Raw genomic sequence first — 25,803 nt, 5'->3', positions numbered from 1 at the left:
ATTGTAATGGCTGTGGATTATTTTCAGACGGCCTTAAGCACTGTGTGCCGGCAGTTGATGGGTAATCCGGAATGATTGGCAAATTATAGCAAAATTGCTTATAGAATAAAGCAAAGATTCATTCGGTATGCAAGCTTTTACGTGGGCTTTAATGTATATCAAGTGTCCACATTAAGACAGGGAAAAGGCGTGGGAATGTCTGATTTGGCAGGGGAGGGTTAATAAAAATTAACGTGGGGATAAGCATGGGGATAAGAAAAAACCGCTTCTTAGCATAAGAAGCGGTTTGATTTGGGTGGGTTACTCTTCAGAACCGGTGTAAGGACGGACGCTTACAGTTTTGCGGTTTAACGCGCCTTTGGTTTTGAACTCTACGTAACCGTCAACTTTAGCGAACAAAGTGTGGTCTTTGCCCATGCCTACGTTGTCGCCGGCGTGGAATTTAGTGCCGCGTTGACGGACGATGATAGAGCCTGCCGGAATCAGTTCGCTGCCGTAGGCTTTCACGCCCAAGCGTTTGGCTTCCGAATCGCGACCGTTGCGGGTGCTGCCGCCTGCTTTTTTACTTGCCATGTTGAATACTCCTTAGCTTGTGTTAAATCAGGCGATTGCCACGATTTCGATTTGGGTGAAATTTTGGCGGTGGCCTTGGCGTTTTTGGTAGTGTTTGCGACGGCGCATTTTGAAAATGCGGACTTTTTCGCCACGACCGTGAGCCACTACTTTGGCTGTTACTTTTGCGTCTTCGATAAAAGGAGCGCCTACTTTTACAGACTCGCCGTCAGCAATCATCAAAACTTCGTTCAGTTCGATTTGGCTGTCGAGTTCGGCTGGTATCTGTTCTACTTTCAATTTTTCGCCAACGGTAACTTTGTATTGTTTACCGCCGGTTTTTACGACCGCGTACATACTCAACTCCATGAGAATTTATGGTTAAATCATTCGCACCCTATGTGCGAAACCTTGAATTTTATGCATATTTTGCTGTTTTGTCAAAGTTTATTTCTGTTGTGATGAAAATGCCGCCTGAAAGGTGTATAAAACGGTCTTTGCTGCTATAATCGCGCGCTGGATATGATATTTTTATGCAACACTCTCTTTTAATTTTCTAGAAATTCCGGTTATGCTCGAAAATCTGCCTTATTTCCAACGTCATCTGTCTGATGATTTAGCCAAAGTCAATGTTGTGATTAATCAAGCTGTTCAGTCGGATGTGGCGCTGATTTCCCAAATCGGTACCTATATCATCAGCGCCGGCGGCAAGCGACTGCGCCCGATTATCACCATTTTGGCGGGAAAGGCCGTGGGCTATGATGATGAGAAGCTGTATTCACTGGCGGCGATGGTGGAATTTATTCATACATCGACGTTGCTGCATGATGATGTGGTAGACGAGAGTGATTTGCGCCGTGGCCGCAAAACCGCGAATAATCTGTTTGGCAATGCGGCGGCGGTATTGGTGGGTGACTTTTTATATACCCGTGCATTTCAGTTGATGGTCGGCTCGGGCAGTATGAAGATTTTGGAAGTGATGGCAGACGCGACCAATATCATTGCAGAAGGCGAAGTGATGCAGCTGATGAATATCGGCAATACCGATATTGCCGAGACTGAATATGTGCAGGTCATTCAGTACAAAACCGCCAAGCTGTTTGAAGCCGCTGCGCAAGTCGGTGCCATTTTAGGCAAGGCTGCGCCGGAGCAAGAGCAGGCGTTGAAAGATTACGGCATGTATGTCGGTACGGCATTCCAAATTATCGATGATGTATTGGATTATTCGGGTGAAACTGAAGAAATCGGCAAAAACGTCGGCGATGATTTGGCTGAGGGTAAACCGACCTTGCCGCTGATTTATCTGATGCGCAATGGCTCGGAGCAGGCGGCGAACGATGTGCGCCATGCTTTGGAAAATGCCGATCGCAGCTATTTTGAGAAAATCCATCATCATGTGGTCAACTCAGACGCTTTGCCGTATTCGGTAAACGAAGCGCGTAAAGCGGTTGAAAAAGCGATTGCGTGTTTGAATGTCTTGCCGCAAAGTGAGGTTACCGAAGCCATGCGTCAGCTTGCCGAAGAATCTTTGGCACGCGTGTCTTAAAGAGCGTGACATGAATTTCAGTTTTATCCCGCTTTTCTTGGTGGCGCTGATTTTGCTGGGCGTGTTGAGCAACAATAATTCGATTACGATTTCCGCGATTGTTTTATTATTGATGCAACAAACGGCCTTGGCAAAATACATTCCATTTGCGGAAAAATATGGTTTGAGTGTCGGTATTATTTTTCTGACCATTGGTGTGTTGAGTCCTTTGGTTTCGGGTAAAGTGCAGCTGCCTAATCTGGCGGCCTTTTTAAATGTCAAAATGCTGGCCGCGGTGGCTGTCGGTATTTTTGTGGCATGGATTGCCGGGCATGGTGTGCCGTTGATGAGCAGCCAGCCGATTTTGGTAACCGGCTTGTTAATCGGTACTATCGCCGGCGTGGCTTTTTTGGGCGGTATTCCCGTTGGTCCGCTGATTGCCGCAGGTATATTGTCGTTTATTGCCGGAAAAGTTTAACGCGCTCGCCATAGTTCAACGGATAGAACGTATGCCTCCTAAGCGTAAAATACAGGTTCGATTCCTGTTGGCGAGGCCAATAATATCAATGCCGTCTGAAAAGTTTCAGACGGCATTGTTGTTTTAAAAATAAAAATAAAAGAGGCCGTCTGAAATTTTCAGACGGCCTAACTTTATTCTTGTGCCACCAGTGTAGCGGAGCTATCGGCATGGTTTGCTTGCAAGGTGGTGAGTTTCTTGGTGAGGAAGTTCAGAATTACGCCATAAGCAGGCAGGAAAAACAGAGTGCAGATGGCGAGTTTGAATAAGTAATCAATAAAGGCGATGTCCGGCCAATGCTGTGCCATAAAGGCATCGCTGCTGGCATAAAAGGCGACGCCGAAGAAAACCAATGTATCTAAGGCATTGCCGATTAAGGTTGATGCAGTTGGTGCAGCCCACCATGATTTCAGACGGCGTAAGCGGTTGAATACAAAAATATCCATCATTTGACCGAGCGCATAGGCGGCAAAGCTGGCAAGGGCGATTCGGCCAACGAAGGTGTCGAATGTGGCCAACGATGCCCAGCCTGTCCAACTGCCTTGGCTGAATAAAACGGAAAATACATAAGAGAGCAATAAGGCAGGGAACATCACCCGAAAAATAATCCGTCTTGCTAAGTGAGACCCGAAAATACGCACGGTCAAGTCGGTGGCCAAAAAGATAAACGGAAAACTGAGCGCCCCCCAAGTGGAGTGCACGCCAAAAATTTCAAAGGGAAATTGCACCAGATAATTGCTGGAAGCGATGATAAGAATATGGAATAAAACGAGCCAAAACAGGGCTTTTTTCTGTTGGGCTTGGGTAAATTGATACATGAGATTCTTTCGGAAACGGCTTTCAGACGGCCTGTTGCAATCATGAGACCGTCTGAAAGAATTATTGGATTTTTTAAATAGATTTAGTGGGCGTCGTGCTCAAACAGGCGCTTGCGTGCCAAGCTTTCGAACTCAGTACCGGTTTTGCCGTAGTTGGCAAAAGGATGAATGGCAATGCCGCCGCGTGGCGTGAAGTCGCCATAGACTTCGATGTATTTCGGATCCATCAGTGCAATCAGGTCTTTCATGACGGTGTTGACGCAGTCTTCATGAAAATCCCCGTGATTACGGAAGCTGAATAAATAAAGTTTCAGTGATTTGCTTTCCACCATTTTGATGTGCGGAATATAGCGGATATAGATGGTGGCGAAATCCGGCTGGCCGGTCATCGGGCACAGACTAGTGAATTCCGGGCAGATGAATTTAACAAAATAATCATTGCCGGGGTGTTTGTTTTCGAATGCTTCCAGAATATTGGGATTGTATTCGGTGGGATATTGGGTATGCTGGTTGCCCAATAGGGAAATACCGTTTAATTCTTCGGTGTTGCGGGACATTTTTGTTGTTTCCTTAGTTTTTTAATGTGGGAGGTTTTCGAACCACGTAATCACTGATTTTAATATAAAAATTTCTATGCGTGTGGGAATTTAATTTCAGATCGGCAAGAGAAAGTGATGAAATAGTCTCACCTTGAATGAACTAATGTACCGCTTGCACTTCTAAACTAGAGTGTTTATATGACAATTATATTTCTTAAGGAATAGTGCGTTGACGTAATAGTCATGAATTTAAAATAAGATGGTCGGTTATTATCGCAGCTAATCATATTTAATATGCATAATGCAACCCGTTTGTAATTTGCGTAAACCGATTATCAGATTTTCATTAGAAAAATAATCAGCTGAATTAATATAGTGTTGAAAAGTAAGTATCTGGTATATTAAGGTAAATGAATATGTCATGATTCATTCTGCTTTATTCGAAACAAATTTAGCCATCTGAATAAGAGAACATACAATGAGTTTTTCACAAGTCGAATTAGTTAATGCGTTGCGCTTGTTGTCAGGCCGACTGCCTGAATTTTCCGAGCATCAAACTCAAGCAGGAAGATTGCTGCGCGTTGTAACCGAGCGTTTAAGCAGCCATTTGAACGAGAGCTTGAAAGTTTTCGGCATCAACGAAAATTTATGGTTTGCCATGATGGCGATTTATGTCAGCCCGAATAGCGAAATTTTGCCTTCGCGTTTGAGCGATTTGATGGATTTGACACGCACCAGTGCAACCCGTCTGTCGGATGAAATGGTAGAACGCGGTTGGGTAGAACGCCATATCAATCAGCAAGACCGTCGTCAGATTGTGTTAAAATTAACTACTGAAGGTGAGTCGTTTATTCAAAAAGTTTGGCCGCAGATTTCAAGCAAAAGCGGTGATGCTTGGCAGGATTACACCAATGATGATTATGTGCAGCTGCAATATCTGCTGACCAAACTGTTAAACCGTTTGGATGGTTGATGTGTCACGCTGGCGGCTGCAAAACATGATAATGGAGTCGTTCATGAAATTCCGAATCGCCAAGACAGGCATGTGTCTCATCGCAGCAGCAACGCTGGCCGCATGTGCCCAATTTGGCAAGCAAGCACCGTTGGAGAACCCAACGGTGCATTCTTTATCGCAGGGCAATTCAGTACTCGGCCAAAATGCTTGGTGGCTGAAATTGCAGGATAAAAAACTCAATATCCTGATTGCGCGCGCCATTCAAACATCGCCTGATTTGCGCGTGGCAAAAGCCCGTTTTGAGCAGGCTCAAGCTCAGTTGGGCATAACCGGTGCTGCCGATAAAACGCAATTGGGTTTGGTGGGTAATGGCCTTGCCATGTATGCTGCACCGAAACCGTCTTCAACGCACAGTAAAACAGACAATCAATTGTTGTCGGCCAATGTGGCGGTGCAAGGTAGTTGGACATTTGATTTTTGGGGTAAAAACCGCGAGCAACTAGCTTCGATTTTAGGTCAGCGCCAGGCCATATTATATGAAGCGCACCAAGCGCGTATTGCCTTAGCACATGCGGTAGCAGCGCAATATTTTACCTGGCAGGCATTGGCTGAACAACAGGCATTGATTGAACAGCGCATGGCCTTGTCCGATAAAATGCTGCTATTGGTCAAACGTCGGATTGATGCCAAATTGATGCCGTCTGAATCGGTTTACCCGATTGAAATGGCGCAGCAAAAATTGGAGTTGGAAAAGCTGGCTCTCGCGCAGCAACAGCTTAAAGTGCGTCACAGCTTGGCTGCGTTAACCGGTACAACGCCGATGGGTTTGGTAGTTTCTGCGCCGGAAAAGCTGGCCAATGCACCTGTGCTGCCGGTGGGTAAATTGCATGCCGATTTATTGGCGGCGCGTCCGGATGTGGCGGCGCAAAAAGCCGTGTTAAGCGCGCGCTTGCATAAAGTGAAAGCAACTGAAGCTGAGTTTTATCCGAATATTGAATTGAAATTGTTGGCTGGTTTGGGGCATATTGACGCGTTTAATGTGGTGCGGAATAAAGCGTCGGGCATGTTGGGCGTGGTGCCTGCGCTGAACCTGCCGATTTTTACTTCTGGTGCTTTGCAATCCCGTTTGGCGGGAAAACGTGCGCAATACAATGAGCAAGTGGCTGTGTATGATCGAGCGGTTTTAAACGCTATGCGCGCCTCGGCCGATGCCATTGCTGATTACCAAAGTTTGCAAGCGCAAAAGCCGGTATGGGAGAAAATGCTGAAAACTTCGGATAAATCAGTACGCGCCGCGCAGGAGCGTGTCAAGGCAGGTTTGGAAAACGGTTTGTCGGTATTGAAGCAACAAGACGAAGCTGTTCAGTTAAGAATGAATCAGGTGCAGCAACAGGCGCAATTGTTGACGGCATGGAGTAATGTGCATATGCAATTGGGTGGTGGCTTTAAAGTCAGTAAATAAAACGAGAAACACAATTGATTGGTTTTTCTTTTCAGACGGCTGAGTTTTAACTTCAGGCCGTCTGAATATTTTTAGCAACATGAAGCGGGTTGGTATTAATCGGTATTTTGTTTTGTCTTTGATTTTTTGGATACGCAATTGTTGGTTTAATCTATGCGTATTGGAAGCTGTAGCAGCAAGGCATGGATGAACCGGCTTTGCTTAATTTTATACACAAGACGCTTATTTGCGCATCGCTATAGAATGTTTGGCTAAGGGTGTGGCTTTTATATACTCACGCTATTGTCGCTTTGATTTTAAAGCTTTGAATTTTCAGCCAAACGTTACGCTTTGCCCTTGGCTTTAATTTTTGACTGTATCGCTGATGCTGACAAGCACTTTATTTGACATGTGCATTATCGGCTTTTTTCCGATTATGCGGCTGCGATGACGACAAACTGTGAAGTGGGCAGTGAAATTCAAGCAATTCAGTATTCTTTTTGGTGGGGGCTTGGCTTTTGTTAATGGCTTTCTTCAAGAATTATTGTTTATGGGTTGGCATTTGCCGCTGTAAGACAACATTCGTCCGTCGCAATTGGTTACATTTATGCTGACATACTTATTTGGCTATCGTTGGTTTAGAGTTTTGTTGTTGTTTTTTTATTGAGAGATGCTGCCTGAAATTTTCGGACGACATATTAATATGGGCGGCTAATATTAGATATTGCTTTGAGATAGAATCTTGATAATGGTCGATCAGTTTATAACAGGTATGCCTGGTGCACTTATGGTTATAGGGTAAGGATATATTCACTTATTGGCTGCTGAGCGTAAATAATTTGTAGGAAAATCACTTGATTGAATATGCATGCAAATATAGAATGCCCCCAATCTGTTTGCTTTTTATTCTTTATGATATAAATGATGGTCAGGTAATAATAAATAATTGTTATTTAAAAAATTAAAGATAAATGACCCAATTTCGAAATCGGATAAGTACACACTCATGGATCAGCAAGACAATCAACAAACGCCCAAGCTTCCTCCAAAGGAATCTTTATTTAATGTAAATAACCATCGCACGCGCAATCTGACGATTTTGACCTTATTCGTAATTGTTTTGGCGCTGGGTGCCGCATTGGTTTATTTCTTGATGTTGCAAAAAGAAGAGGCTACAGATGATGCTTATGTCGCCGGTCATTTAGTACAAATTACACCGCAAGTGAACGGCACTGTGCGTAAAGTGATGTTTGATGATACTGATGTAGTCAAAAGAGGTGATGTACTGGTTTCGTTGGATGACACCGATTTTCAGTTGGACTACGACCGCGCGCAAAATGAATTAATCCAGGCAATTCGTCAAAACAAGCAACAGACTGCAAATAATTCTCAAGTAAAGGCAGAAGTTTTGTTACGCAAGGCTGAATTAGCAAAAGCTCAATCAGATTTGGGTCGGCGCGAAGCATTGGCTGGAACAGATGCAATCTCAGGGGAAGAACTAAGCCATGCGCGGGCCGCAGTGGTTCAGGCGCAAGCGGCATTAAAGGCTGTGGAAGCCCAAGAGGCAGCTGCACAAGCGGTGCTGGGTAACAATATTCCATTACGCCAGCAACCTGCTGTTCAGACGGCCGTCAGCCATATTAAAGATGCATGGTTGAATCTGCAGCGCACGCAAATCCGTTCACCTATGGCCGGACAAATCGCCAAGCGAAATATTCAAGTAGGGCAACGTATTCAGCAGGGGGCGGCATTGATGGCAGTGGTTCCGTTGCATAATTTGTGGGTTGAAGCTAATTTTAAAGAATCGCAATTGCGTAAAATGAAAATCGGCCAGCCGGTGCAGATGGTGACTGATTTGTATGGTGATAAAGTTGTTTATCACGGCAAGGTCATGGGTCTGTCTGCCGGTACAGGCAACGCATTTGCATTACAGTCTACACAAATTTCGGCTGACAGTTGGACAAAAAAAGCACAACGTGTACCGGTGCGGATCAGCTTAGATGAAAAAGAATTGGCTGCCAATCCATTAAGAGTAGGGTTGTTGATGACTGTAACGGTTGATATTTCTTCTGCAGGCACGGGTAAAAATATGGCGGCTACTGCGGAGAGAAATGCTACCTTACCGGAAGCAGACAGCGTAGATTGGACAGCCGCAGACGCCTTGATTGAGCAGATTTTTGAAAAATACGCGAAGTAAGACATCAGATGGTTTTTGCTGTGTAAAGGCCGTCTGAAAAATGAACTGCACCTTTGAAAGTTGGACAATTCCTCCAGCTTTCAAAGGTGCAATTCAATTCTTTCAGATGCCTTTAAAATTAATCATTTAAATTCAGCAATAAGTCGCGGAAAGCGTTTGGATCTTTAATAAAAGTCATTTCACCGGATTGTGGGAAGTGGAAATCCAATAAGCGCGATACCCAAAAGCGGATGCAAGCTGCGCGTTGTGCCGTCGGAAAGTAAGCGCGTTCTTCATCAGATATTGGTCGAATGCTTTCATAGCCTTTAATAAATGCATCGCGCAAAGGTGTATCCAAGTGATTGTCAGCTGTTCGCGCCCAATCGTTTACTGCAATCGCTAAATCATACATGAAATTACCGGTGCAGGCGTAATAAAAGTCGATAAAGCCGGCAACGTGTTCGCCATCCAGCAAAACATTGTCTTTAAACAAATCTGCATGAATAATACCAGAAGGTAGGTGATGGCCTAGGTTTCCATCTAAAAATGCAATTTCCTTTTGCAATAATCGTGCATCTTCATCGTTCAAAACCGGTAAAAGCTGGGAGCAAGCTTCACGCCACCAACGATCGTAACGAGAATTTTCCATGGTCAATGGGAAATCTTGCCCGGCTAAATGCATCTTCGCTAACATCGTACCAGTATTAAAGCATTGGGCTTCTGTGGCCCAGCTGGTGTCGGAGCCTTTTAAGCAAGTCACTAAACAAGCCGGTTTACCGACTAAAGTGGAATCTAATTTGCCGTCTTTACGAATAATCGGTGCCGGACAGGCGACACCGTTATTGCTCAAATGTAAATTCAATTGCAAGAAAAAAGGTAATTCTTCTTGCTTCAGCACTTCAAATACGGTTAATACGTATCGCCCAGTTGTAGTTGTTAAAAAGTAATTACTGTTGGTAATCCCTTGAGCAATACCCTGCAAAGAAACGAAGTCACCTAAATTATATTGAGTGAGAAACGCGCGCATCTCATCATCTGAAACACTCGTATAGACCGACATAATCAAAAGCCTGATAGATAAAAAGATAAAAGTAGCCTGAATCATATCAAAAAATCCCTGTAAAAGTATCAAGGTTGTCTGAAATCTATGGCTACTGATATAAATATGTCGTAAAAAAGACAAGTGAATGCTGTTTGAAAAATTTGATTTCAGACGGCCTATGTTGATTGAGTGGCTGCTGTTTGGTATGGGGTTTTGAGATTTTTGTAATTTAGTAAGGATTAAATCTGATTGTAAAACAGCGGGTTGATGATTTTGTCAGGGGATGGTGTTGGATTTGGGTTGACGGGTTCGGTGGAGGGGGTATAGTTCGGTCTTCGCTGCTGACGCGGTGGCGAAACGAACTGATAATTATAGCACGGTTGATTTGATTTTTCGATGGATTTTGAAAAAAGAGTTGACGAGTGGTTTTAGTGGTGTAATAATTCGGTTCTTGCTCTTTAACAAACAGATTACCGATAAGTGTGAGTGCGGCAAGCCTCACACTGCGACAAAAACAGACAAGATGTAGATTTTCTATTCTTTGTCGGTTTCTTTGAAGCAGACCAGAAGTTATAAAGTTAGAGATTAAACATAAGAGTTTGATCCTGGCTCAGATTGAACGCTGGCGGCATGCTTTACACATGCAAGTCGGACGGCAGCACAGAGAAGCTTGCTTCTTGGGTGGCGAGTGGCGAACGGGTGAGTAATATATCGGAACGTACCGAGTAGTGGGGGATAACTAATCGAAAGATTAGCTAATACCGCATATTCTCTAAGGAGGAAAGCCGGGGACCTTCGGGCCTGGCGCTATTTGAGCGGCCGATATCTGATTAGCTGGTTGGTGGGGTAAAGGCCTACCAAGGCGACGATCAGTAGCGGGTCTGAGAGGATGATCCGCCACACTGGGACTGAGACACGGCCCAGACTCCTACGGGAGGCAGCAGTGGGGAATTTTGGACAATGGGCGCAAGCCTGATCCAGCCATGCCGCGTGTCTGAAGAAGGCCTTCGGGTTGTAAAGGACTTTTGTCAGGGAAGAAAAGGCAGTTGCTAATATCAGCTGCTGATGACGGTACCTGAAGAATAAGCACCGGCTAACTACGTGCCAGCAGCCGCGGTAATACGTAGGGTGCGAGCGTTAATCGGAATTACTGGGCGTAAAGCGAGCGCAGACGGTTAGTTAAGCAAGATGTGAAATCCCCGGGCTCAACCTGGGAACTGCGTTTTGAACTGGCTGGCTAGAGTGTGTCAGAGGGGGGTAGAATTCCACGTGTAGCAGTGAAATGCGTAGAGATGTGGAGGAATACCGATGGCGAAGGCAGCCCCCTGGGATAACACTGACGTTCATGCTCGAAAGCGTGGGTAGCAAACAGGATTAGATACCCTGGTAGTCCACGCCCTAAACGATGTCAATTAGCTGTTGGGCAACTTGATTGCTTAGTAGCGTAGCTAACGCGTGAAATTGACCGCCTGGGGAGTACGGTCGCAAGATTAAAACTCAAAGGAATTGACGGGGACCCGCACAAGCGGTGGATGATGTGGATTAATTCGATGCAACGCGAAGAACCTTACCTGGTCTTGACATGTACGGAATCCTCCAGAGACGGAGGAGTGCCTTCGGGAGCCGTAACACAGGTGCTGCATGGCTGTCGTCAGCTCGTGTCGTGAGATGTTGGGTTAAGTCCCGCAACGAGCGCAACCCTTGTCATTAGTTGCCATCATTTGGTTGGGCACTCTAATGAGACTGCCGGTGACAAGCCGGAGGAAGGTGGGGATGACGTCAAGTCCTCATGGCCCTTATGACCAGGGCTTCACACGTCATACAATGGTCGGTACAGAGGGTAGCCAAGCCGCGAGGTGGAGCCAATCTCACAAAACCGATCGTAGTCCGGATTGCACTCTGCAACTCGAGTGCATGAAGTCGGAATCGCTAGTAATCGCAGGTCAGCATACTGCGGTGAATACGTTCCCGGGTCTTGTACACACCGCCCGTCACACCATGGGAGTGGGGGATACCAGAAGTAGATAGGGTAACCGTAAGGAGCCCGTTTACCACGGTATGCTTCATGACTGGGGTGAAGTCGTAACAAGGTAGCCGTAGGGGAACCTGCGGCTGGATCACCTCCTTTCTAGAGAAAAGAAGAGGTTTTTCGCATTCACACTTATCGGTAAACTGTAGAAGATGCAAAAGATATTGAGAAATCAAAAAAAGAACAGTTTAAAAGCTGAACTTAAACCGATTTCAAAATAACGACCTTGGGTTTGTAGCTCAGCTGGTTAGAGCACACGCTTGATAAGCGTGGGGTCGGAGGTTCAAGTCCTCCCAGACCCACCACAACTCATACTGGGGGCATAGCTCAGTTGGTAGAGCACCTGCTTTGCAAGCAGGGGGTCATCGGTTCGATCCCGTTTGCCTCCACCAAAAACTTTGCAAATCAAAGTCAGTTGGCAGAAGTTAATATAAAAAAGCGCGTAGCGCTGATTTTTTGTTTAACGACTGAAGAAGCTTGACTGCAAAAAGAAGGCTGATATAATGGCCAGCTCATTTTGATTTGCGAAGACAATAGCAATATTGGAAAGCATCGATCTTTAACAAATTGGAAAGCCGAAATCAACAAACAAAGACAAAGTTGATTTACTTTGACAGTTAGCTATTTGCAAATAGCTGGTTGTGACAAAGAAGTAAATCACAGGATTTGGGTGATGATTGTATCGACTTAGCCCTGAAACACAAAAGGCAGGGTTAAGACACAACAAAGCAGTAAGCTTTATCAAAGTAAAAACATCTAGTTCCACTACTCGTCAACGGTAGTGCGGATTAAGTCAAAGAGGTTCTTGAAATGATAGAGTCAAGTGAATAAGTGCATCAGGTGGATGCCTTGGCGATGATAGGCGACGAAGGACGTGTAAGCCTGCGAAAAGCGTGGGGGAGCTGGCAATAAAGCTTTGATCCCGCGATGTCCGAATGGGGAAACCCACTGCATACTGTGCAGTATCCTAAGCTGAATACATAGGCTTAGAGAAGCGAACCCGGAGAACTGAACCATCTAAGTACCCGGAGGAAAAGAAATCAACCGAGATTCCGCAAGTAGTGGCGAGCGAACGCGGAGGAGCCTGTACATGATAATTGTTGAGATAGAAGAACAAGCTGGGAAGCTTGACCATAGTGGGTGATAGTCCCGTATTCGAAATCTGATCAATGGTACTAAGCGTACGACAAGTAGGGCGGGACACGAGAAATCCTGTCTGAATATGGGGGACCATCCTCCAAGGCTAAATACTCATCATCGACCGATAGTGAACCAGTACCGTGAGGGAAAGGCGAAAAGAACCCCGGGAGGGGAGTGAAATAGAACCTGAAACCTGATGCATACAAACAGTGGGAGCGGACGTGTTCCGTGACTGCGTACCTTTTGTATAATGGGTCAACGACTTACGTTCAGTAGCGAGCTTAACCGGATAGGGGAGGCGTAGGGAAACCGAGTCTTAATAGGGCGACTAGTTGCTGGGCGTAGACCCGAAACCGAGTGATCTATCCATGGCCAGGATGAAGGTGCGGTAACACGCACTGGAGGTCCGAACCCACGCATGTTGCAAAATGCGGGGATGAGCTGTGGATAGGGGTGAAAGGCTAAACAAACTCGGAGATAGCTGGTTCTCCCCGAAAACTATTTAGGTAGTGCCTTGAGAATGAGACTGATGGGGGTAAAGCACTGTTATGGCTAGGGGTTATTGCAACTTACCAACCCATGGCAAACTAAGAATACCATCAAGTTGCTCCTCGGGAGACAGACAGCGGGTGCTAACGTCCGTTGTCAAGAGGGAAACAACCCAGACCGCCAGCTAAGGTCCCAAATGATAGATTAAGTGGTAAACGAAGTGGGAAGGCCCAGACAGCCAGGATGTTGGCTTAGAAGCAGCCATCATTTAAAGAAAGCGTAATAGCTCACTGGTCGAGTCGTCCTGCGCGGAAGATGTAACGGGGCTCAAATCTATAACCGAAGCTGCGGATACGTGTTTACACGTATGGTAGGGGAGCGTTCTGTAGGCCGAAGAAGGTGCATTGAGAAGTGTGCTGGAGGTATCAGAAGTGCGAATGTTGACATGAGTAGCGATAAAGCGGGTGAAAAGCCCGCTCGCCGAAAGCCCAAGGTTTCCTACGCAACGTTCATCGGCGTAGGGTGAGTCGGCTCCTAAGGCGAGGCAGAAATGCGTAGTCGATGGGAAACAGGTTAATATTCCTGTACTTTGATTCAATGCGATGTGGGGACGGAGAAGGTTAGGTTAGCAAACTGTTGGAATAGTTTGTTTAAGCCGGTAGGTGGAAGACTTAGGCAAATCCGGGTCTTCTTAACACCGAGAAGTGATGACGAGGCACCAAGGTGCTGAAGTAACCGATACCACGCTTCCAGGAAAAGCCACTAAGCTTCAGTTGAATCAGAACCGTACCGCAAACCGACACAGGTGGGCAGGATGAGAATTCTAAGGCGCTTGAGAGAACTCAGGAGAAGGAACTCGGCAAATTGATACCGTAACTTCGGGAGAAGGTATGCCCTTCGATGTTAAGCCCTTGCGGTGTAAGCATTGGAGGGTCGCAGAGAATCGGTGGCTGCGACTGTTTATTAAAAACACAGCACTCTGCTAACACGAAAGTGGACGTATAGGGTGTGACGCCTGCCCGGTGCTGGAAGGTTAATTGAAGATGTGCAAGCATCGGATCGAAGCCCCAGTAAACGGCGGCCGTAACTATAACGGTCCTAAGGTAGCGAAATTCCTTGTCGGGTAAGTTCCGACCCGCACGAATGGCGTAACGATGGCCACACTGTCTCCTCCTGAGACTCAGCGAAGTTGAAGTGGTTGTGAAGATGCAATCTACCCGCTGCTAGACGGAAAGACCCCGTGAACCTTTACTGTAGCTTTGCATTGGACTTTGAAGTCACTTGTGTAGGATAGGTGGGAGGCTTAGAAGCAGAGACGCCAGTTTCTGTGGAGCCGTCCTTGAAATACCACCCTGGTGACTTTGAGGTTCTAACCCAGACCCGTAATCCGGGTCGGGGACCGTGCATGGTAGGCAGTTTGACTGGGGCGGTCTCCTCCCAAAGAGTAACGGAGGAGTTCGAAGGTTACCTAGGTCCGGTCGGAAATCGGACTGATAGTGCAATGGCAAAAGGTAGCTTAACTGCGAGACCGACAAGTCGAGCAGGTGCGAAAGCAGGACATAGTGATCCGGTGGTTCTGTATGGAAGGGCCATCGCTCAACGGATAAAAGGTACTCCGGGGATAACAGGCTGATTCCGCCCAAGAGTTCATATCGACGGCGGAGTTTGGCACCTCGATGTCGGCTCATCACATCCTGGGGCTGTAGTCGGTCCCAAGGGTATGGCTGTTCGCCATTTAAAGTGGTACGTGAGCTGGGTTTAAAACGTCGTGAGACAGTTTGGTCCCTATCTGCAGTGGGCGTTGGAAGTTTGACGGGGGCTGCTCCTAGTACGAGAGGACCGGAGTGGACGAACCTCTGGTGTACCGGTTGTCACGCCAGTGGCATAGCCGGGTAGCTAAGTTCGGAAGAGATAAGCGCTGAAAGCATCTAAGCGCGAAACTCGCCTGAAGATGAGACTTCCCTGAGGATTTAATCCTCCTAAAGAGTCGTTCGAGACCAGGACGTTGATAGGTCGGGTGTGGAAGCGCAGTAATGCGTGAAGCTAACCGATACTAATTGCTCGTGAGGCTTGACTCTATCATTTGAAGGATTTCAAATGATAAAAGCTTACTGATGATTCAGTCATCACCAAAAGTTGATTAAAGAATAAATAAGTGCAGGAGACTGCATAACGGCTTACCGATTTGTACAGTTTAAGTTTGGCGGCCATAGCGAGTTGGTCCCACGCCTTCCCATCCCGAACAGGACCGTGAAACGACTCAGCGCCGATGATAGTGTGGTTCTTCCATGTGAAAGTAGGTCACTGCCAAACACCCATTCCGAAGCCTCTGACTCTGTCAGGGGCTTCTTTACGCCCGGCAAGTATGCAGCCAAAGTGTGGTGATGATGAAACAATTCTGAAACGGTCAGCAGATAAAGTTTGCGTTATTGATATTGAGTAAATATAATTTACGGTATTATCAACATATTCAGGAGAAAACGCATGAATCCGATGAAGAAAATCATCTTCTACGCACTGACCACTTTAGTTGCTTCCGTCTCTGCTGCCGCGGTGAACGTCAACACCGCTTCCGAGAGTGAACTGACCGCACTGCCGGGAGTAGGTCCGGCCAAAGCCAAAGCGATTGTAGAATACCGCAAACAGCATGGTAACTTTAAGACCTTGGACGAACTGAAAAACGTCAAAGGTATTGGGGAAGGCATCTTCTCGAAACTGAAGAATGAAGCCACTGTTGCTGCGCCTGCTAAGAAAACTGCGCAGACTGCGGTGAAAAAGTAGGGTTGTGGCTGATGGTAAGGGCATAGAGCAGGTGGGGAGCGGCCGTCTGAAACACACGTGTTTCAGATGGCCTTTTGCTTTGGTATATATTAGGTTAATTTTTAGATAAAACCTAGACCGAGATCTTTGCAAAATCCTAACCAAAATCAAAAAAGCTTACTTAGGTTGCCAAGTAAGCTTTTTTTCGATAGCTTTTTCAACTTTCGCCAAACGTTTTATGCCCTATTTGGCTTGTTTGAAACGGTTGTTGGTGCTGTTTTGCGGAGCAACGTACCAAAGCTTTGTTCCACCCATAGCGCGTTTTCGACAATTGCTTATTTCTTGCCTTATCGTCCTCTGTTAACGGATGGCCCCGGTGCGCCTTACGCATAATGCCGTCTGAAAGCCCTTTATGTTGCAGTAAGGCTCGATTGGCTTTGCTGTCATATCCTTTGTCGGCATAAACCTTGGTACCTTCGTCAATTTCTTGAAGCAACGGTTCAAAGTGGTTGCATTCATGTTCGTTGGCCGGTCTGATGTGCAGTTTCTCGATACAGCCTTCATGGCCGGTACGGGTATGCTGTTTGCAGCCGAGTTTGAACTTGCCGTCCTTCTTTATCCGGCGGGCAGCTTTGTCTTTGCCGGGGGTGTTTTCTGAAACCACACCGTTTTCACCGGTTTCAATCGCCCGCCGCTGTTTGCCGCCGGCTGTTTGGATAATGGCGGCGTCAATGACGGCTGCTTTGGCATTTTGGGCTTTTAAGCCTTTGCCGGTTAATTGTCGGTTAATCAAATCCAGTAATTAGGCAAGTAGATTGTTTTGTACCGGCCAGTTGCGGTAACGGCAAAGTGTGCTGTGGCCGGGGGTGTCGGGTTCGTCAAAACCGCAGAAGAGGTAAAAGTCGGTACGGGTAATGAGGCTGTGTTCGAGTTCGGGGCGGACAGGCTGTGCCATTGGCCGATTAAGACGGCTTTAAACACGGACAGCAATGAATAGGCGGGACGGCCGCCGTTATGACGGGCATAGCGGCCTTTTTGCTGTTCGGGATAACCGGCAATGGGTTGCCGGCCGGTAATGAGCTGAACTTTGAGTAAGCGAAAGCAGTTAAGGTTCTTGCCAACCATGGTTTCGGCAGTTTGAAGAAGCTGCCCATGAAGAAAATCCTCTAAATCCGGCTTAAAGGGAATTTAGAGGGTTTTAGGGTGTTTGGGGAGTATTGGAATACTTGGTAACTATGGTTACTTTGTATGAGGTTTAACAAAGGTTTTGCAAAAGTCTCAGGCTGAGACCTTTGTAAAACTCCCTGAAAAGCCACAGCACAAAGAGTTGACGTCATTCCCGCGCAGGTAGGAATCCATTTTTGAGCATGGCAACCTATTGAATAAAATAAGTTTCTGAGATTTTAAGATGGATTCCCATTCCCGCCTTTGCGGAAATGACGGCAGTTTTGGTTTTGGGGCTGTACTAGACAACTAGAATAAATTCTGCTTTACTAATTGTTTTAAAATAGAAATTTGAACTTTTATTTCAATGTGGTTAAAATGCCATTCACATTCCTTCAAATACAGCCCAAAATGTTCTTTGGGAATGCCGTTAAACTTACGTAAGTGGCGTTTTGCCTGATTCCAAAAGTTCTCAATTCCGTTGATGTGATTTTGCCGATCAGCAAAGTGTGTACTGTGATTGATGCGAAAGTGGCTAAACTCACTCACATCAAGTACGTCATAGCTTTTGTAACAATCAGTGTAAACAATACTGTCAGGCTTTACTTGCTCACGTATTACCGGCAATAAAGTGGCAGTTTGTGTATTTGGGCACAGCAACGGTGTAAACCTAAACCTTGCCGTTGCGCTTCAGAAGCCCGAATACAGCGACTTTGCCGGCTGCACCGCAACCGCGTTTGCCTTTGCGCTGTCCGCCAAAACAGCTTTCATCAACTTCTACTCCGCCATCAAACATTTCCGGATGCGGGCTGTTATGGAAAATCAGTACGCGCAAACGATGAAAGCAATAGGCTGCCGTGTTTTTATTAACACCGGCTAATTGAGCTGCAGTACGGGCAGTAACACCCGCAATAAACAGTTCAATCAGTTTGTTTTGCTTGTACTGACTTAAACGGCTTCTTCTCATAGGGGTTATTCTAACCTGAAATTAGATTTCCCTGGTTATCTAGTACAGCCCCTTGGTTTTTATTGGTGGTTCATGAGGTTTTGCAAAGGTCTCAGGCAGTATTCCCTACCGTTTGCCATTGTTTGCCTGTTTCTAGGCCAACGGTAAGGCGGAGCGCGCTGTCTGAATGCTGATCGATATGTGGCACGATAAGGGACAGTTTGAGACTTCGGAACACCGTCAAAAAAAGCTGTGCCGTTTTATTGATCATTACAATACTGTTAAACCACATAGTGGTCTTAAAGGGGGCCTTTTGAAATGTTGTAGACCTGTTTTCCCTACGTATAGCAAATAAACTTATTTATCGATACACGCCTGAAACAGCCAATCCACATCCGCCATTCTCAGCCGATTCCCAACACCTTTAATCCAAGCCCGCTTTTTCTCTATCTGATTCAGATCGGGACTATAGGGCGGAAGCCATAACACGGTATGGCCTTTCTCCTTCAGAAGCGCTAAAGCATTCCCTTATGAAACGCCGCATTATCCATCACCGCCACACTGTTTTGCGGCAGCTCCGGAATCAAAACCCGCTCCGACCAAGCATCAAATATCCGGCGGTCAATACTGCAATCAAACAGCCCGACGGCAAACAGTTTGCCGTGAAATAACGCTCCAACGGCATTGGTCTGATGATGCCCTGCCAATCATGAAGCGCATAACAACGCCGGCTTTTTGGCGCATAAGCGTAAGGCCGGTAACAGGATTTTCCGAATTTGCTCCCATCTGAACAAACAACCGGACGGTTACGGCGGATGTAGCGGTGCAGTAACTTCAGGAAGTTTTTTCTGAGCCTTCTGCCGGCTTTCGGGTGGCGGTTGGTCTTTTTTTTGCAGCTGATGCCGTATCGCTTTAATGCTTTGTGTATGGCGGTATGGGAACAGCCAAAGCGTTGCGCTCTTTCACAGCAATAGGCATCAGGATAACGCCCGACATCTTCGAGCAGTGCCTGGGCGCTGATTTTGCGGGTTTTCCGTTGCTTTGGAGGGGCCTGGGGAGCCGGAGGGCGTCTCCAAAGTGTGATGGTGGAGAATGGCGGTGCCGGATTCTTTTGCGGCTCTGCGAATCGTCCATCCTTGACGGAGTTTTTTGAGTACGGGTTGTTTGAAGTCTTCTGAATAGGCCATGGGGGAATTGTATCGGAGAATATGTTTATTTGCTATATTGTGTAAACACGCGGTTACTTCTAATATCTCAGGGTTATTTTTATCGGATGAAAACTATCTTAATGATCTTTTTTTTTAAAGATTGCAAATAGGTGAAGTATGCTGATCAGTATTGCTGCTTGAGGATTTTGAAAACTAATATAGAATAAAATTTCAAATAATAATAAAAATTAAAAAATTATATAACCAAATGGATTAAAAAATTAGTCTTTTGATATAAAATTTCAATATATTTATTTTACTACTTGTTTAATTCATGTAAAGAAGGTAATCTATACGGCAGTTAGTGAATAATAGAATAGAAAGTTTAACCTAATGAATCAACCACGCCAAACAGATGATGTCCGAATTAAAGCAGTAGCCGAATTATTGCCGCCAATTGTCCACTTATATGAATTGCCGATTAGCGAACAAGCTGCTGAATTGGTTCATCAAACCCGTCAAGAAATTACCGATTTAGTGCATAGTAAAGACAACCGGTTATTGGTGATTATCGGCCCTTGCTCGATTCATGATACCAAAGCAGCCTTGGAGTACGCTGAGCGTTTGTTACCGCTGCGTAAAAAATATGAAAAAGAATTATTGATTGTGATGCGTGTGTACTTTGAGAAACCGCGCACTACAGTCGGTTGGAAGGGTTTGATTAACGATCCTTATTTAAACGGTACTTTCGATATTAACTATGGCTTGCGTCAAGCGCGCAGCTTATTGTTAACCTTGAACAATATGGGCATGCCGGCGTCGACCGAATTTCTCGACATGATTACGCCGCAATACTATGCCGACTTGATTTCATGGGGTGCAATTGGTGCACGTACCACAGAAAGCCAGGTTCATCGCGAATTGTCGAGTGGCTTGTCTTGTCCGGTTGGTTTTAAAAACGGTACAGATGGTAATTTAAAAATCGCCATTGATGCCATCGGTGCAGCGAGTCATCCTCATCATTTCTTGTCTGTAACGAAAACCGGTCATTCCGCTATCGTGCATACTGCCGGTAATCCGGATTGCCATGTGATTTTACGTGGCGGTAAAGAACCGAATTATAGCAACGAACACGTTAAAGCAGCTGCCGAACAGTTAATCCAAGCCGGTCAAACGCCAAAGGTGATGATTGATTTCAGCCATGCGAACAGCCGTAAAGACTACAAACGTCAAATGGAAGTGGCACAAGATGTTGCCCAGCAATTGCGTGATGGTGAAAACAACATTATGGGTGTGATGGTAGAGAGCCACTTGATGGAAGGTCGTCAGGATAAGCCGGAGAACTACGGTCAAAGCATTACCGATGCCTGCATCGGTTGGGACAGTACCGAAGAATTATTGGCATTATTGGCAGAAGCCAACCGCTCTCGGGTATAATTAATTATCTGAACCCATATGGAATATTTCAGACGGCCTGAGCAATATGCAGAGGCCGTCTGAAACATTTGCACATTATGAATATGAAAAAGATTATGAATATGAAAAAGAAACTCACTCCCCAACTACAAAAAGTCCAGAAACAGCTCGACATCATTTCTAGCGCATTTAAGAAAAACATGGCTGCTGGAAATTATGCCCAAGCAGCGGCGGAAGCCATGCGTGCACACAAGCTGATTCCTGCTTCCGTTACCCCTTGAGCGATGCTGCCACGGCCGCTGTTAAAGGTGGTTTGTTTCAAGATGCGATTGCGTATGCGAAAAAAGCCATTCAACGTAATGCGGAACACATCAATTCCTATGATGCCTTGTCTCATGCTTACGGTGGTTTGGAAGACTGGGACAACGCAGCTATTTATGGCTTAAAGGCACTGCAATTGCGTGATCAGAAAATCGCCACGCAAACTGTGCCTGAACTGCCGATGATAACGCCGAGAGCTGATGGCAAAAGAGTTATTTCGTTTTCATTGTTTGGCAATAGCTCAGCTTATATTGAACCGGCGGTGTTGAATACCGAATTGGCTGCCGAAATCTATCCGGGTTGGGTGTGTCGGTTTTACGTTGATAACAGCGTACCTGAATCCGTACGCCAACGCATGATGCAAAACGGTGCCGAGATTATTGAAGTGAGTAGGGAGCAAGCCCAATGGCCGGGTACTTTATGGCGCTTTCTTGCCATTGATGATCCGGAAGTCTCTTACGTGATTTTCCGCGATGCCGATTCGGTGATTTCGCAGCGTGAAGCACAAGCCGTTGCAGAATGGGTGAAGAGCGGTAAGCTGTTCCACACCATTCGAGATGCGGGTACGCATACTGAATTAATTTTGGCAGGATTGTGGGGCGCAGTAGGACAGGCCGTTCCTGATATGGCGGGGAAAATCCAAAACTATTTGCAGAAGCCGTTGGAATCGCGCCATTTTGCCGATCAATTCTTCCTGCGTGACCATATTTGGGCGTATGTTCGCCAAAGTGTGCATGGGCATGACCGTATTTTTGGTTTTCATGGTGCGCAAACATTCAGTGATACAGAAATGCAGGATTTTAGAAACAACCATATCGGCTGCGACGAAGGTAGTTCGTATTTTGAAGCATCGTACCCCTTGTCCGACGGTAGCGCCGTAATATGGAAGCTATACAGCAAAGTCTCACCTAAGCTGCAAGCTGACGGCAGCATACAAACCCTGTCGCAAGAGCGTTTGGTTTGTGCTTATGAAACTACCGTGCAAAACGGTAAAATTAGTGGCTATGTGCCACGCCGCTATAGCAAAGGCTTTGCACAAGGTTTGTCGCGCATGATTGTTGTGCCGGTCGATGCGAAAGCATAGGTTTATATGTAAACCAGTGTCCAAAAGCCGTTTGGAAAATACCAACCATTCAGACGGCTTAAGAAATATTTTCAGTAAAACTTTGCCACGATGGTTTCAAACTGATAAACTATCCAAATCATTATTTTGATAGAGGCATACACATTCCATGAAAGACGCAGAGCAGGATAGTTCGATATTACGTCCTTCATGTATGTGCCGTATTTGAAGCAGCCGGATGAGTCATATGCATCGGGCTGCTTTCTCACATTTAAAGGAATAGAAAAATCATGGATTTCAGTTGGTTAGCCGACCCGCATACATGGATAGGCTTTGCAACGCTTTTAGTACTCGAAGTAGTTTTGGGTATTGATAACCTAGTGTTCGTGGCGATTTTGGCCAATAAAGTCAAACCCGCATTGCGCGATAAAGCGCGTATAACCGGCTTAGGTTTGGCTGTGGTGATGCGCGTCATCATGCTGGCTTTTATGGCGCACATCATTACCCTGACCGAACCGCTGTTTCACGTTGCCGGCTGGCCGGTGTCGGGTAAAGACATGATTATGCTCGCCGGTGGCTTGTTTTTGCTTTACAAAGCAACCACCGAATTACATGAGCGTTTGGAAGGCCACAATCATTTTGCCATTGCGGAAACACAAAAGAGACACGCTGCTTTCGGTGCGGTCGTGACGCAAATTTTGGTACTGGATGCAGTGTTTTCCATCGATTCGGTGATTACCGCCGTGGCCATGGTGGATCACATTGTGGTGGCGATGGCGGCTGTAGTTGTGGCGATGACCGTGATGATTATCGCCAGCAAACCGCTGACTGAATTTGTTGATAAACACCCGACAGTGGTGATGCTCTGCTTAGGCTTCCTGCTGATGATCGGTTTCAGCCTGATTGCCGAAGCCTTCCATTTCCACATTCCTAAAGGCTATCTGTATGCCGCCATCGGCTTTTCGATTCTGATTGAGGTGTTTAACCAAGTTTCGCAGAAAAACAGCCGCAAAAACGACTACATCAGCAGCTCATGGCGCAAGCGCACTGCCGAAAACGTACTGGGTATGATGGGCATCCGCGAAACGATTCTGGCGAAAAATGGCGATGAAGCAGAAGACAGCAGCCATTTCGAAGAAAACGAAAAATCCATGATTCGCAGTGTGTTGACGCTGGCCGAACGTCCGATTCAAGGGGTAATGATTCCACGCCGTGAAATCGAGCGCTTGGATATTTCGCAAAGCAAAGAAGAGCAGTGCGAACAACTGCAAAACACACCATACAGCCGTTTGCTGGTGGTAGGCAAAGCCGGCGTGGATGAGCCTTTGGGCTATATTAATAAAAAAGATTTGCTGACCCAATTATTACAAGGCGGCGAACTGAATATTCAGACAGCCTTGCGTCAGCCGCTGATTTTGCCGGAAACCACCACTGCTCTTAATGCGATTGAATTGTTCCGCCAAAGCAGCGCTGATTACGCTTTAGTAGTCGATGAGTTCGGTGCGGTGTTGGGGATGGTGACGATGAAAGATATGCTGGAAACCATTGCCGGTGAATTCCCTGAAGAATTTGAGCGCGAAGAAGAGCCGATGATGCAGGCCAATGCCGACGAAAGTCTGACCGTAGATGGCGCATTGGAGTATGTTGATTTGGCGCCGCAACTGGGCTTGCCGCCGCAAGGTGAAGATGCGGACTACCACACCGTCGCCGGTTTGATTATGGAAGAACTGGAAAACCTGCCTAATGTCGGGGATTTTGCCGATTTTCATGGTTGGCGTTTTGAAGTGATTGAAAAAGAAGGTCAGCGCATTGATCGCGTGAAAATTACCCGATTGCCGGAAGAGGAGTAATCGCTTATTTAGAGAGGCCGTCTGAATCATGAAGGTTCAGACGGCCTGAGACTTTTGCAAAATCCTCCATCTTTGGCACATTTCTTCGTTATGCGCTGCTCTCACTTCGAACTGTATTCGAATCTGGGGTTTGCAAAGGTATCGGCCTTTTATAGGCTAAAGCTTTAGATTAAAACAATATCATACTGCTCTTGCGTATAAGCTGTTTCCACAGCCAGAGAGATCGGTTTGCCGATAAAATCAATCAGCATAGCCAGTGATTGCGATTCCTCGTCGAGAAACAAATCAATCACATTTGGCGCAGCGAGAATGCGGAATTCCTTGGCATCAAAGCGGCGCGCCTCACGCACGATTTCCCGCTGGATTTCGTAGCACACGGTTTGTGGTGTTTTCAGACGGCCTCGGCCTTGGCAGGAAGGGCAAGGTTCGCACAAAATTTGATTCAGGTTTTCACGCGAGCGTTTGCGTGTGAGTTCGACCAAGCCTAAGCTGGTAAAACCGTTGAGGGTGACGCGGGTGCGGTCGAAACTCAAGGCTTTGGCCAATTCCTGTAACACGGCTTCGCGGTGTTCTGCTTTGGCCATGTCGATGAAATCGATGATGATGATGCCGCCCAAATTGCGCAGGCGAAGCTCACGGGCAATGGTGTGACAGGCTTCGAGATTGGTACGGAAGATGGTTTCATCGAAATTGCGCGCGCCGACAAAGCCGCCGGTATTCACGTCGATGGTGGTCATCGCTTCGGTCGATTCGATAATCAGATAGCTGCCGAAATTCAGGTTTACGCGCGGTTGTAGCGAGCGGTTGATTTCCTGCTCGATGTTGTGGGTTTCAAACAGCGGACGGTCGCCTTTGAACAATTCCAATTTATCCACCGCACCTTGCACATACAATTGTGCGAACTCATTCATGCGGCGGAAATTTTCGGTGGAATCGACCAGAATTTTTTGCGTATCCAGGCTGAACATATCGCGCAACACACGCAAGTTGAGCGACAAATCTTGGTAAAGCAGGGTTTCGGGCGGCTGAGTTTTCGATTGATGCTGAATATGTTCCCACACCTTGGTCAGATAATGGATATCGGCCTGCAATTGCTCGTCGGTGGCATTTTCGGCGTTGGTGCGGATAATGTAGCCGTGGCACGCGCTTTCAGGCAGCAAATTCAGCAAACGTTCGCGCAGGATGGTGCGCTCGGCATCGTCTTCAATGCGTTGCGAGATGCCGATGTGTTCTTCCTGCGGCAGATGCACCAAAAAACGGCCGGCCAGCGAAATCTGCGTCGAAAGGCGCGCCCCTTTGGTGTTGATCGGGTCTTTGATGACCTGCACCAAAATGGTTTGCCCTTCAAACAGCATATGCTCAATGCGCTGCGTTTCATCGGGATTGCGCCGCTGCTCCAATACATCGACAATGTGCAGAAAGGCTGCGCGTTCCAAACCGATGTCGATAAAAGCGCTTTGCATACCCGGCAAGACACGGCGCACCACGCCCAAGTAGATGTTGCCGACCAAGCTGTGGCCGGTGTTGCGCTCGATGTGCAGCTCGCAAATGTTGTTTTCTTCCAAAACCGCCACGCGCGTTTCCTGCGGCGTGATGTTGACCAAGACGGTTTCGGGCGGACGAATGGTGTCCTTAGGAATCGGAATACCTGCTAACATTTTGAATTTCCAGCAATATAAAAAATACTTTTGCAATCTGCCCGCTGAGGGCAAACAGATTGCAAAAGTAGCTTTGCCTTGCCTTGGTAATGATACTTCAAAAGCCGTTTGCCTGCCATGACTATGATGGCTTTAAAACTGCCCGATAGGCCGAGACCTTTGCAAACCCCAAGACTTTTGCAAAACCCCATGAACCACCAATAAAAAAACCAAACAGCCGCCATTAGCTTCGCAAATCCGCTGCGCGGGGGAAG

At 46.5% G+C, this 25,803-nt stretch carries 19 protein-coding genes, 3 tRNA genes, 3 rRNA genes, 3 pseudogenes and 1 riboswitch; of the genes and pseudogenes, 17 read left to right on the top strand and 11 right to left on the bottom strand.

The annotated features are described in order from the left end of the window. Positions 1-300 precede the first annotated feature (300 nt). Positions 301-573 carry a 50S ribosomal protein L27 gene (gene rpmA, locus CGZ65_RS10895; RefSeq protein WP_096295821.1) on the bottom strand — a complete coding sequence of 91 codons (273 nt, stop codon included), beginning with the start codon at positions 571-573 and terminating at the stop codon, positions 301-303. Between the two features lie 27 nt (positions 574-600). Beyond that, on the bottom strand, positions 601-909 hold the full coding sequence (gene rplU, locus CGZ65_RS10890; protein ID WP_096295820.1) for a 50S ribosomal protein L21: 309 nt from the start codon (positions 907-909) through the stop codon (positions 601-603). 214 nt (positions 910-1,123) lie between these two features. Between rplU and CGZ65_RS10885 the strand changes: the two genes are divergently transcribed. The 3 genes from CGZ65_RS10885 to CGZ65_RS10875 all read left to right on the top strand — a co-directional run bounded on the left by CGZ65_RS10885 (position 1,124) and on the right by CGZ65_RS10875 (position 2,634). After that, entirely contained in the window at positions 1,124-2,098 is a 975-nt protein-coding gene (locus CGZ65_RS10885; RefSeq protein WP_096295819.1) for a polyprenyl synthetase family protein, read from the top strand. Positions 2,099-2,108: 10 nt separating this feature from the next. Continuing rightward, positions 2,109-2,555, top strand: coding sequence for a DUF441 domain-containing protein (locus CGZ65_RS10880; protein WP_096295818.1), 447 nt, complete (start codon positions 2,109-2,111; stop codon positions 2,553-2,555). Positions 2,556-2,559: 4 nt separating this feature from the next. Further along, positions 2,560-2,634: transfer RNA gene (locus CGZ65_RS10875), tRNA-Arg, on the top strand. A gap of 94 nt (positions 2,635-2,728) precedes the next feature. Here CGZ65_RS10875 and CGZ65_RS10870 read toward each other — a convergent pair. Further along, the gene (locus CGZ65_RS10870; protein ID WP_096295817.1) at positions 2,729-3,412 is read right to left on the bottom strand and encodes a 7-cyano-7-deazaguanine/7-aminomethyl-7-deazaguanine transporter; all 684 of its coding nucleotides are present in this window, start codon (positions 3,410-3,412) and stop codon (positions 2,729-2,731) included. 83 nt (positions 3,413-3,495) lie between these two features. Further along, on the bottom strand, positions 3,496-3,969 hold the full coding sequence (gene queF / locus CGZ65_RS10865; protein ID WP_096295816.1) for a preQ(1) synthase: 474 nt from the start codon (positions 3,967-3,969) through the stop codon (positions 3,496-3,498). Between the two features lie 7 nt (positions 3,970-3,976). Continuing rightward, positions 3,977-4,021, bottom strand: a riboswitch (PreQ1 riboswitch). A 408-nt stretch (positions 4,022-4,429) separates the two neighbouring features. Between queF and CGZ65_RS10860 the strand changes: the two genes are divergently transcribed. The 3 genes from CGZ65_RS10860 to CGZ65_RS10850 all read left to right on the top strand — a co-directional run bounded on the left by CGZ65_RS10860 (position 4,430) and on the right by CGZ65_RS10850 (position 8,544). After that, entirely contained in the window at positions 4,430-4,924 is a 495-nt protein-coding gene (locus CGZ65_RS10860; RefSeq protein WP_096295815.1) for a MarR family transcriptional regulator, read from the top strand. Between the two features lie 43 nt (positions 4,925-4,967). Then, the gene (locus CGZ65_RS10855; RefSeq protein ID WP_096295814.1) at positions 4,968-6,368 is read left to right on the top strand and encodes an efflux transporter outer membrane subunit; all 1,401 of its coding nucleotides are present in this window, start codon (positions 4,968-4,970) and stop codon (positions 6,366-6,368) included. Positions 6,369-7,353: 985 nt separating this feature from the next. After that, complete coding sequence (locus CGZ65_RS10850; RefSeq protein ID WP_096295813.1) at positions 7,354-8,544, top strand: efflux RND transporter periplasmic adaptor subunit; 1,191 nt, start codon at positions 7,354-7,356, stop codon at positions 8,542-8,544. A gap of 118 nt (positions 8,545-8,662) precedes the next feature. Here the strand turns inward: CGZ65_RS10850 and thrB are convergent, their stop codons facing one another. Next, on the bottom strand, positions 8,663-9,583 hold the full coding sequence (gene thrB / locus CGZ65_RS10845; RefSeq protein WP_096295812.1) for a homoserine kinase: 921 nt from the start codon (positions 9,581-9,583) through the stop codon (positions 8,663-8,665). Between the two features lie 569 nt (positions 9,584-10,152). Here thrB and CGZ65_RS10840 point away from each other — a divergent pair. The 6 genes from CGZ65_RS10840 to CGZ65_RS10815 all read left to right on the top strand — a co-directional run bounded on the left by CGZ65_RS10840 (position 10,153) and on the right by CGZ65_RS10815 (position 16,004). Then, positions 10,153-11,693, top strand: a 16S ribosomal RNA gene (locus CGZ65_RS10840). 129 nt (positions 11,694-11,822) lie between these two features. Next, positions 11,823-11,899: transfer RNA gene (locus tag CGZ65_RS10835), tRNA-Ile, on the top strand. 11 nt (positions 11,900-11,910) lie between these two features. Further along, positions 11,911-11,986: transfer RNA gene (locus CGZ65_RS10830), tRNA-Ala, on the top strand. A gap of 425 nt (positions 11,987-12,411) precedes the next feature. Beyond that, positions 12,412-15,301 (top strand): 23S ribosomal RNA (locus CGZ65_RS10825). Between the two features lie 121 nt (positions 15,302-15,422). Next, a 5S ribosomal RNA gene (rrf, locus tag CGZ65_RS10820) occupies positions 15,423-15,536 on the top strand. The 16S, 23S and 5S rRNA genes sit together here with 2 tRNA genes alongside, the layout of an rRNA operon. A gap of 180 nt (positions 15,537-15,716) precedes the next feature. Next, complete coding sequence (locus CGZ65_RS10815) at positions 15,717-16,004, top strand: ComEA family DNA-binding protein (protein ID WP_096296184.1); 288 nt, start codon at positions 15,717-15,719, stop codon at positions 16,002-16,004. Positions 16,005-16,261: 257 nt separating this feature from the next. Here the strand turns inward: CGZ65_RS10815 and CGZ65_RS14365 are convergent. Together CGZ65_RS14365 and CGZ65_RS10805 are read right to left on the bottom strand one after the other, a co-directional pair. Beyond that, positions 16,262-17,108, bottom strand: a pseudogene (locus CGZ65_RS14365) (IS5 family transposase); the annotation flags it as partial. Between the two features lie 348 nt (positions 17,109-17,456). Further along, positions 17,457-18,114 (bottom strand): annotated as a pseudogene (locus tag CGZ65_RS10805) (IS1595 family transposase). A 166-nt stretch (positions 18,115-18,280) separates the two neighbouring features. Between CGZ65_RS10805 and CGZ65_RS15260 the strand changes: the two are divergent. Continuing rightward, a complete protein-coding gene (locus CGZ65_RS15260) occupies positions 18,281-18,448 on the top strand; it encodes an integrase core domain-containing protein (RefSeq protein WP_415906955.1) in 168 nt (55 codons plus the stop codon). A gap of 2 nt (positions 18,449-18,450) precedes the next feature. Here the strand turns inward: CGZ65_RS15260 and CGZ65_RS15255 are convergent, their stop codons facing one another. From CGZ65_RS15255 to CGZ65_RS15250, 3 genes and pseudogenes are all read right to left on the bottom strand, one after another. Further along, entirely contained in the window at positions 18,451-18,603 is a 153-nt protein-coding gene (locus CGZ65_RS15255) for a transposase (protein WP_415906985.1), read from the bottom strand. Positions 18,604-18,608: 5 nt separating this feature from the next. Then, entirely contained in the window at positions 18,609-18,800 is a 192-nt protein-coding gene (locus tag CGZ65_RS14360) for a hypothetical protein (protein ID WP_096295811.1), read from the bottom strand. Positions 18,801-18,967: 167 nt separating this feature from the next. After that, positions 18,968-19,177, bottom strand: a pseudogene (locus CGZ65_RS15250) (IS630 transposase-related protein); the annotation flags it as partial. Between the two features lie 457 nt (positions 19,178-19,634). Between CGZ65_RS15250 and aroG the strand changes: the two are divergent. From aroG to CGZ65_RS10775, 4 genes are all read left to right on the top strand, one after another. Further along, positions 19,635-20,678, top strand: coding sequence for a 3-deoxy-7-phosphoheptulonate synthase AroG (gene aroG / locus CGZ65_RS10785; protein ID WP_096295810.1), 1,044 nt, complete (start codon positions 19,635-19,637; stop codon positions 20,676-20,678). A gap of 101 nt (positions 20,679-20,779) precedes the next feature. Further along, positions 20,780-20,938 (top strand): hypothetical protein, encoded by a 159-nt coding sequence (locus tag CGZ65_RS14355; protein WP_232507438.1) that lies wholly within the window; start codon positions 20,780-20,782, stop codon positions 20,936-20,938. After that, positions 20,935-22,062 (top strand): tetratricopeptide repeat protein, encoded by a 1,128-nt coding sequence (locus CGZ65_RS10780; protein WP_232507437.1) that lies wholly within the window; start codon positions 20,935-20,937, stop codon positions 22,060-22,062. The genes CGZ65_RS14355 and CGZ65_RS10780 overlap by 4 nt, the downstream gene beginning before the upstream one ends. Positions 22,063-22,331: 269 nt before the next feature. Then, positions 22,332-23,891, top strand: coding sequence for a TerC family protein (locus CGZ65_RS10775; RefSeq protein ID WP_096295809.1), 1,560 nt, complete (start codon positions 22,332-22,334; stop codon positions 23,889-23,891). Between the two features lie 164 nt (positions 23,892-24,055). Here CGZ65_RS10775 and rng read toward each other — a convergent pair whose 3' ends face one another. Further along, the gene (gene rng / locus CGZ65_RS10770) at positions 24,056-25,549 is read right to left on the bottom strand and encodes a ribonuclease G (RefSeq protein ID WP_096296182.1); all 1,494 of its coding nucleotides are present in this window, start codon (positions 25,547-25,549) and stop codon (positions 24,056-24,058) included. Between the last annotated feature and the right edge of the window lie 254 nt (positions 25,550-25,803).

This window comes from Neisseria weixii, from assembly GCF_002327085.1.
In the GTDB taxonomy this organism is placed as follows: domain Bacteria; phylum Pseudomonadota; class Gammaproteobacteria; order Burkholderiales; family Neisseriaceae; genus Neisseria; species Neisseria weixii.
The sequence above is the reverse complement of the archived record's forward strand: the minus strand, read 5'-3'. Positions and strand labels throughout refer to the sequence as shown.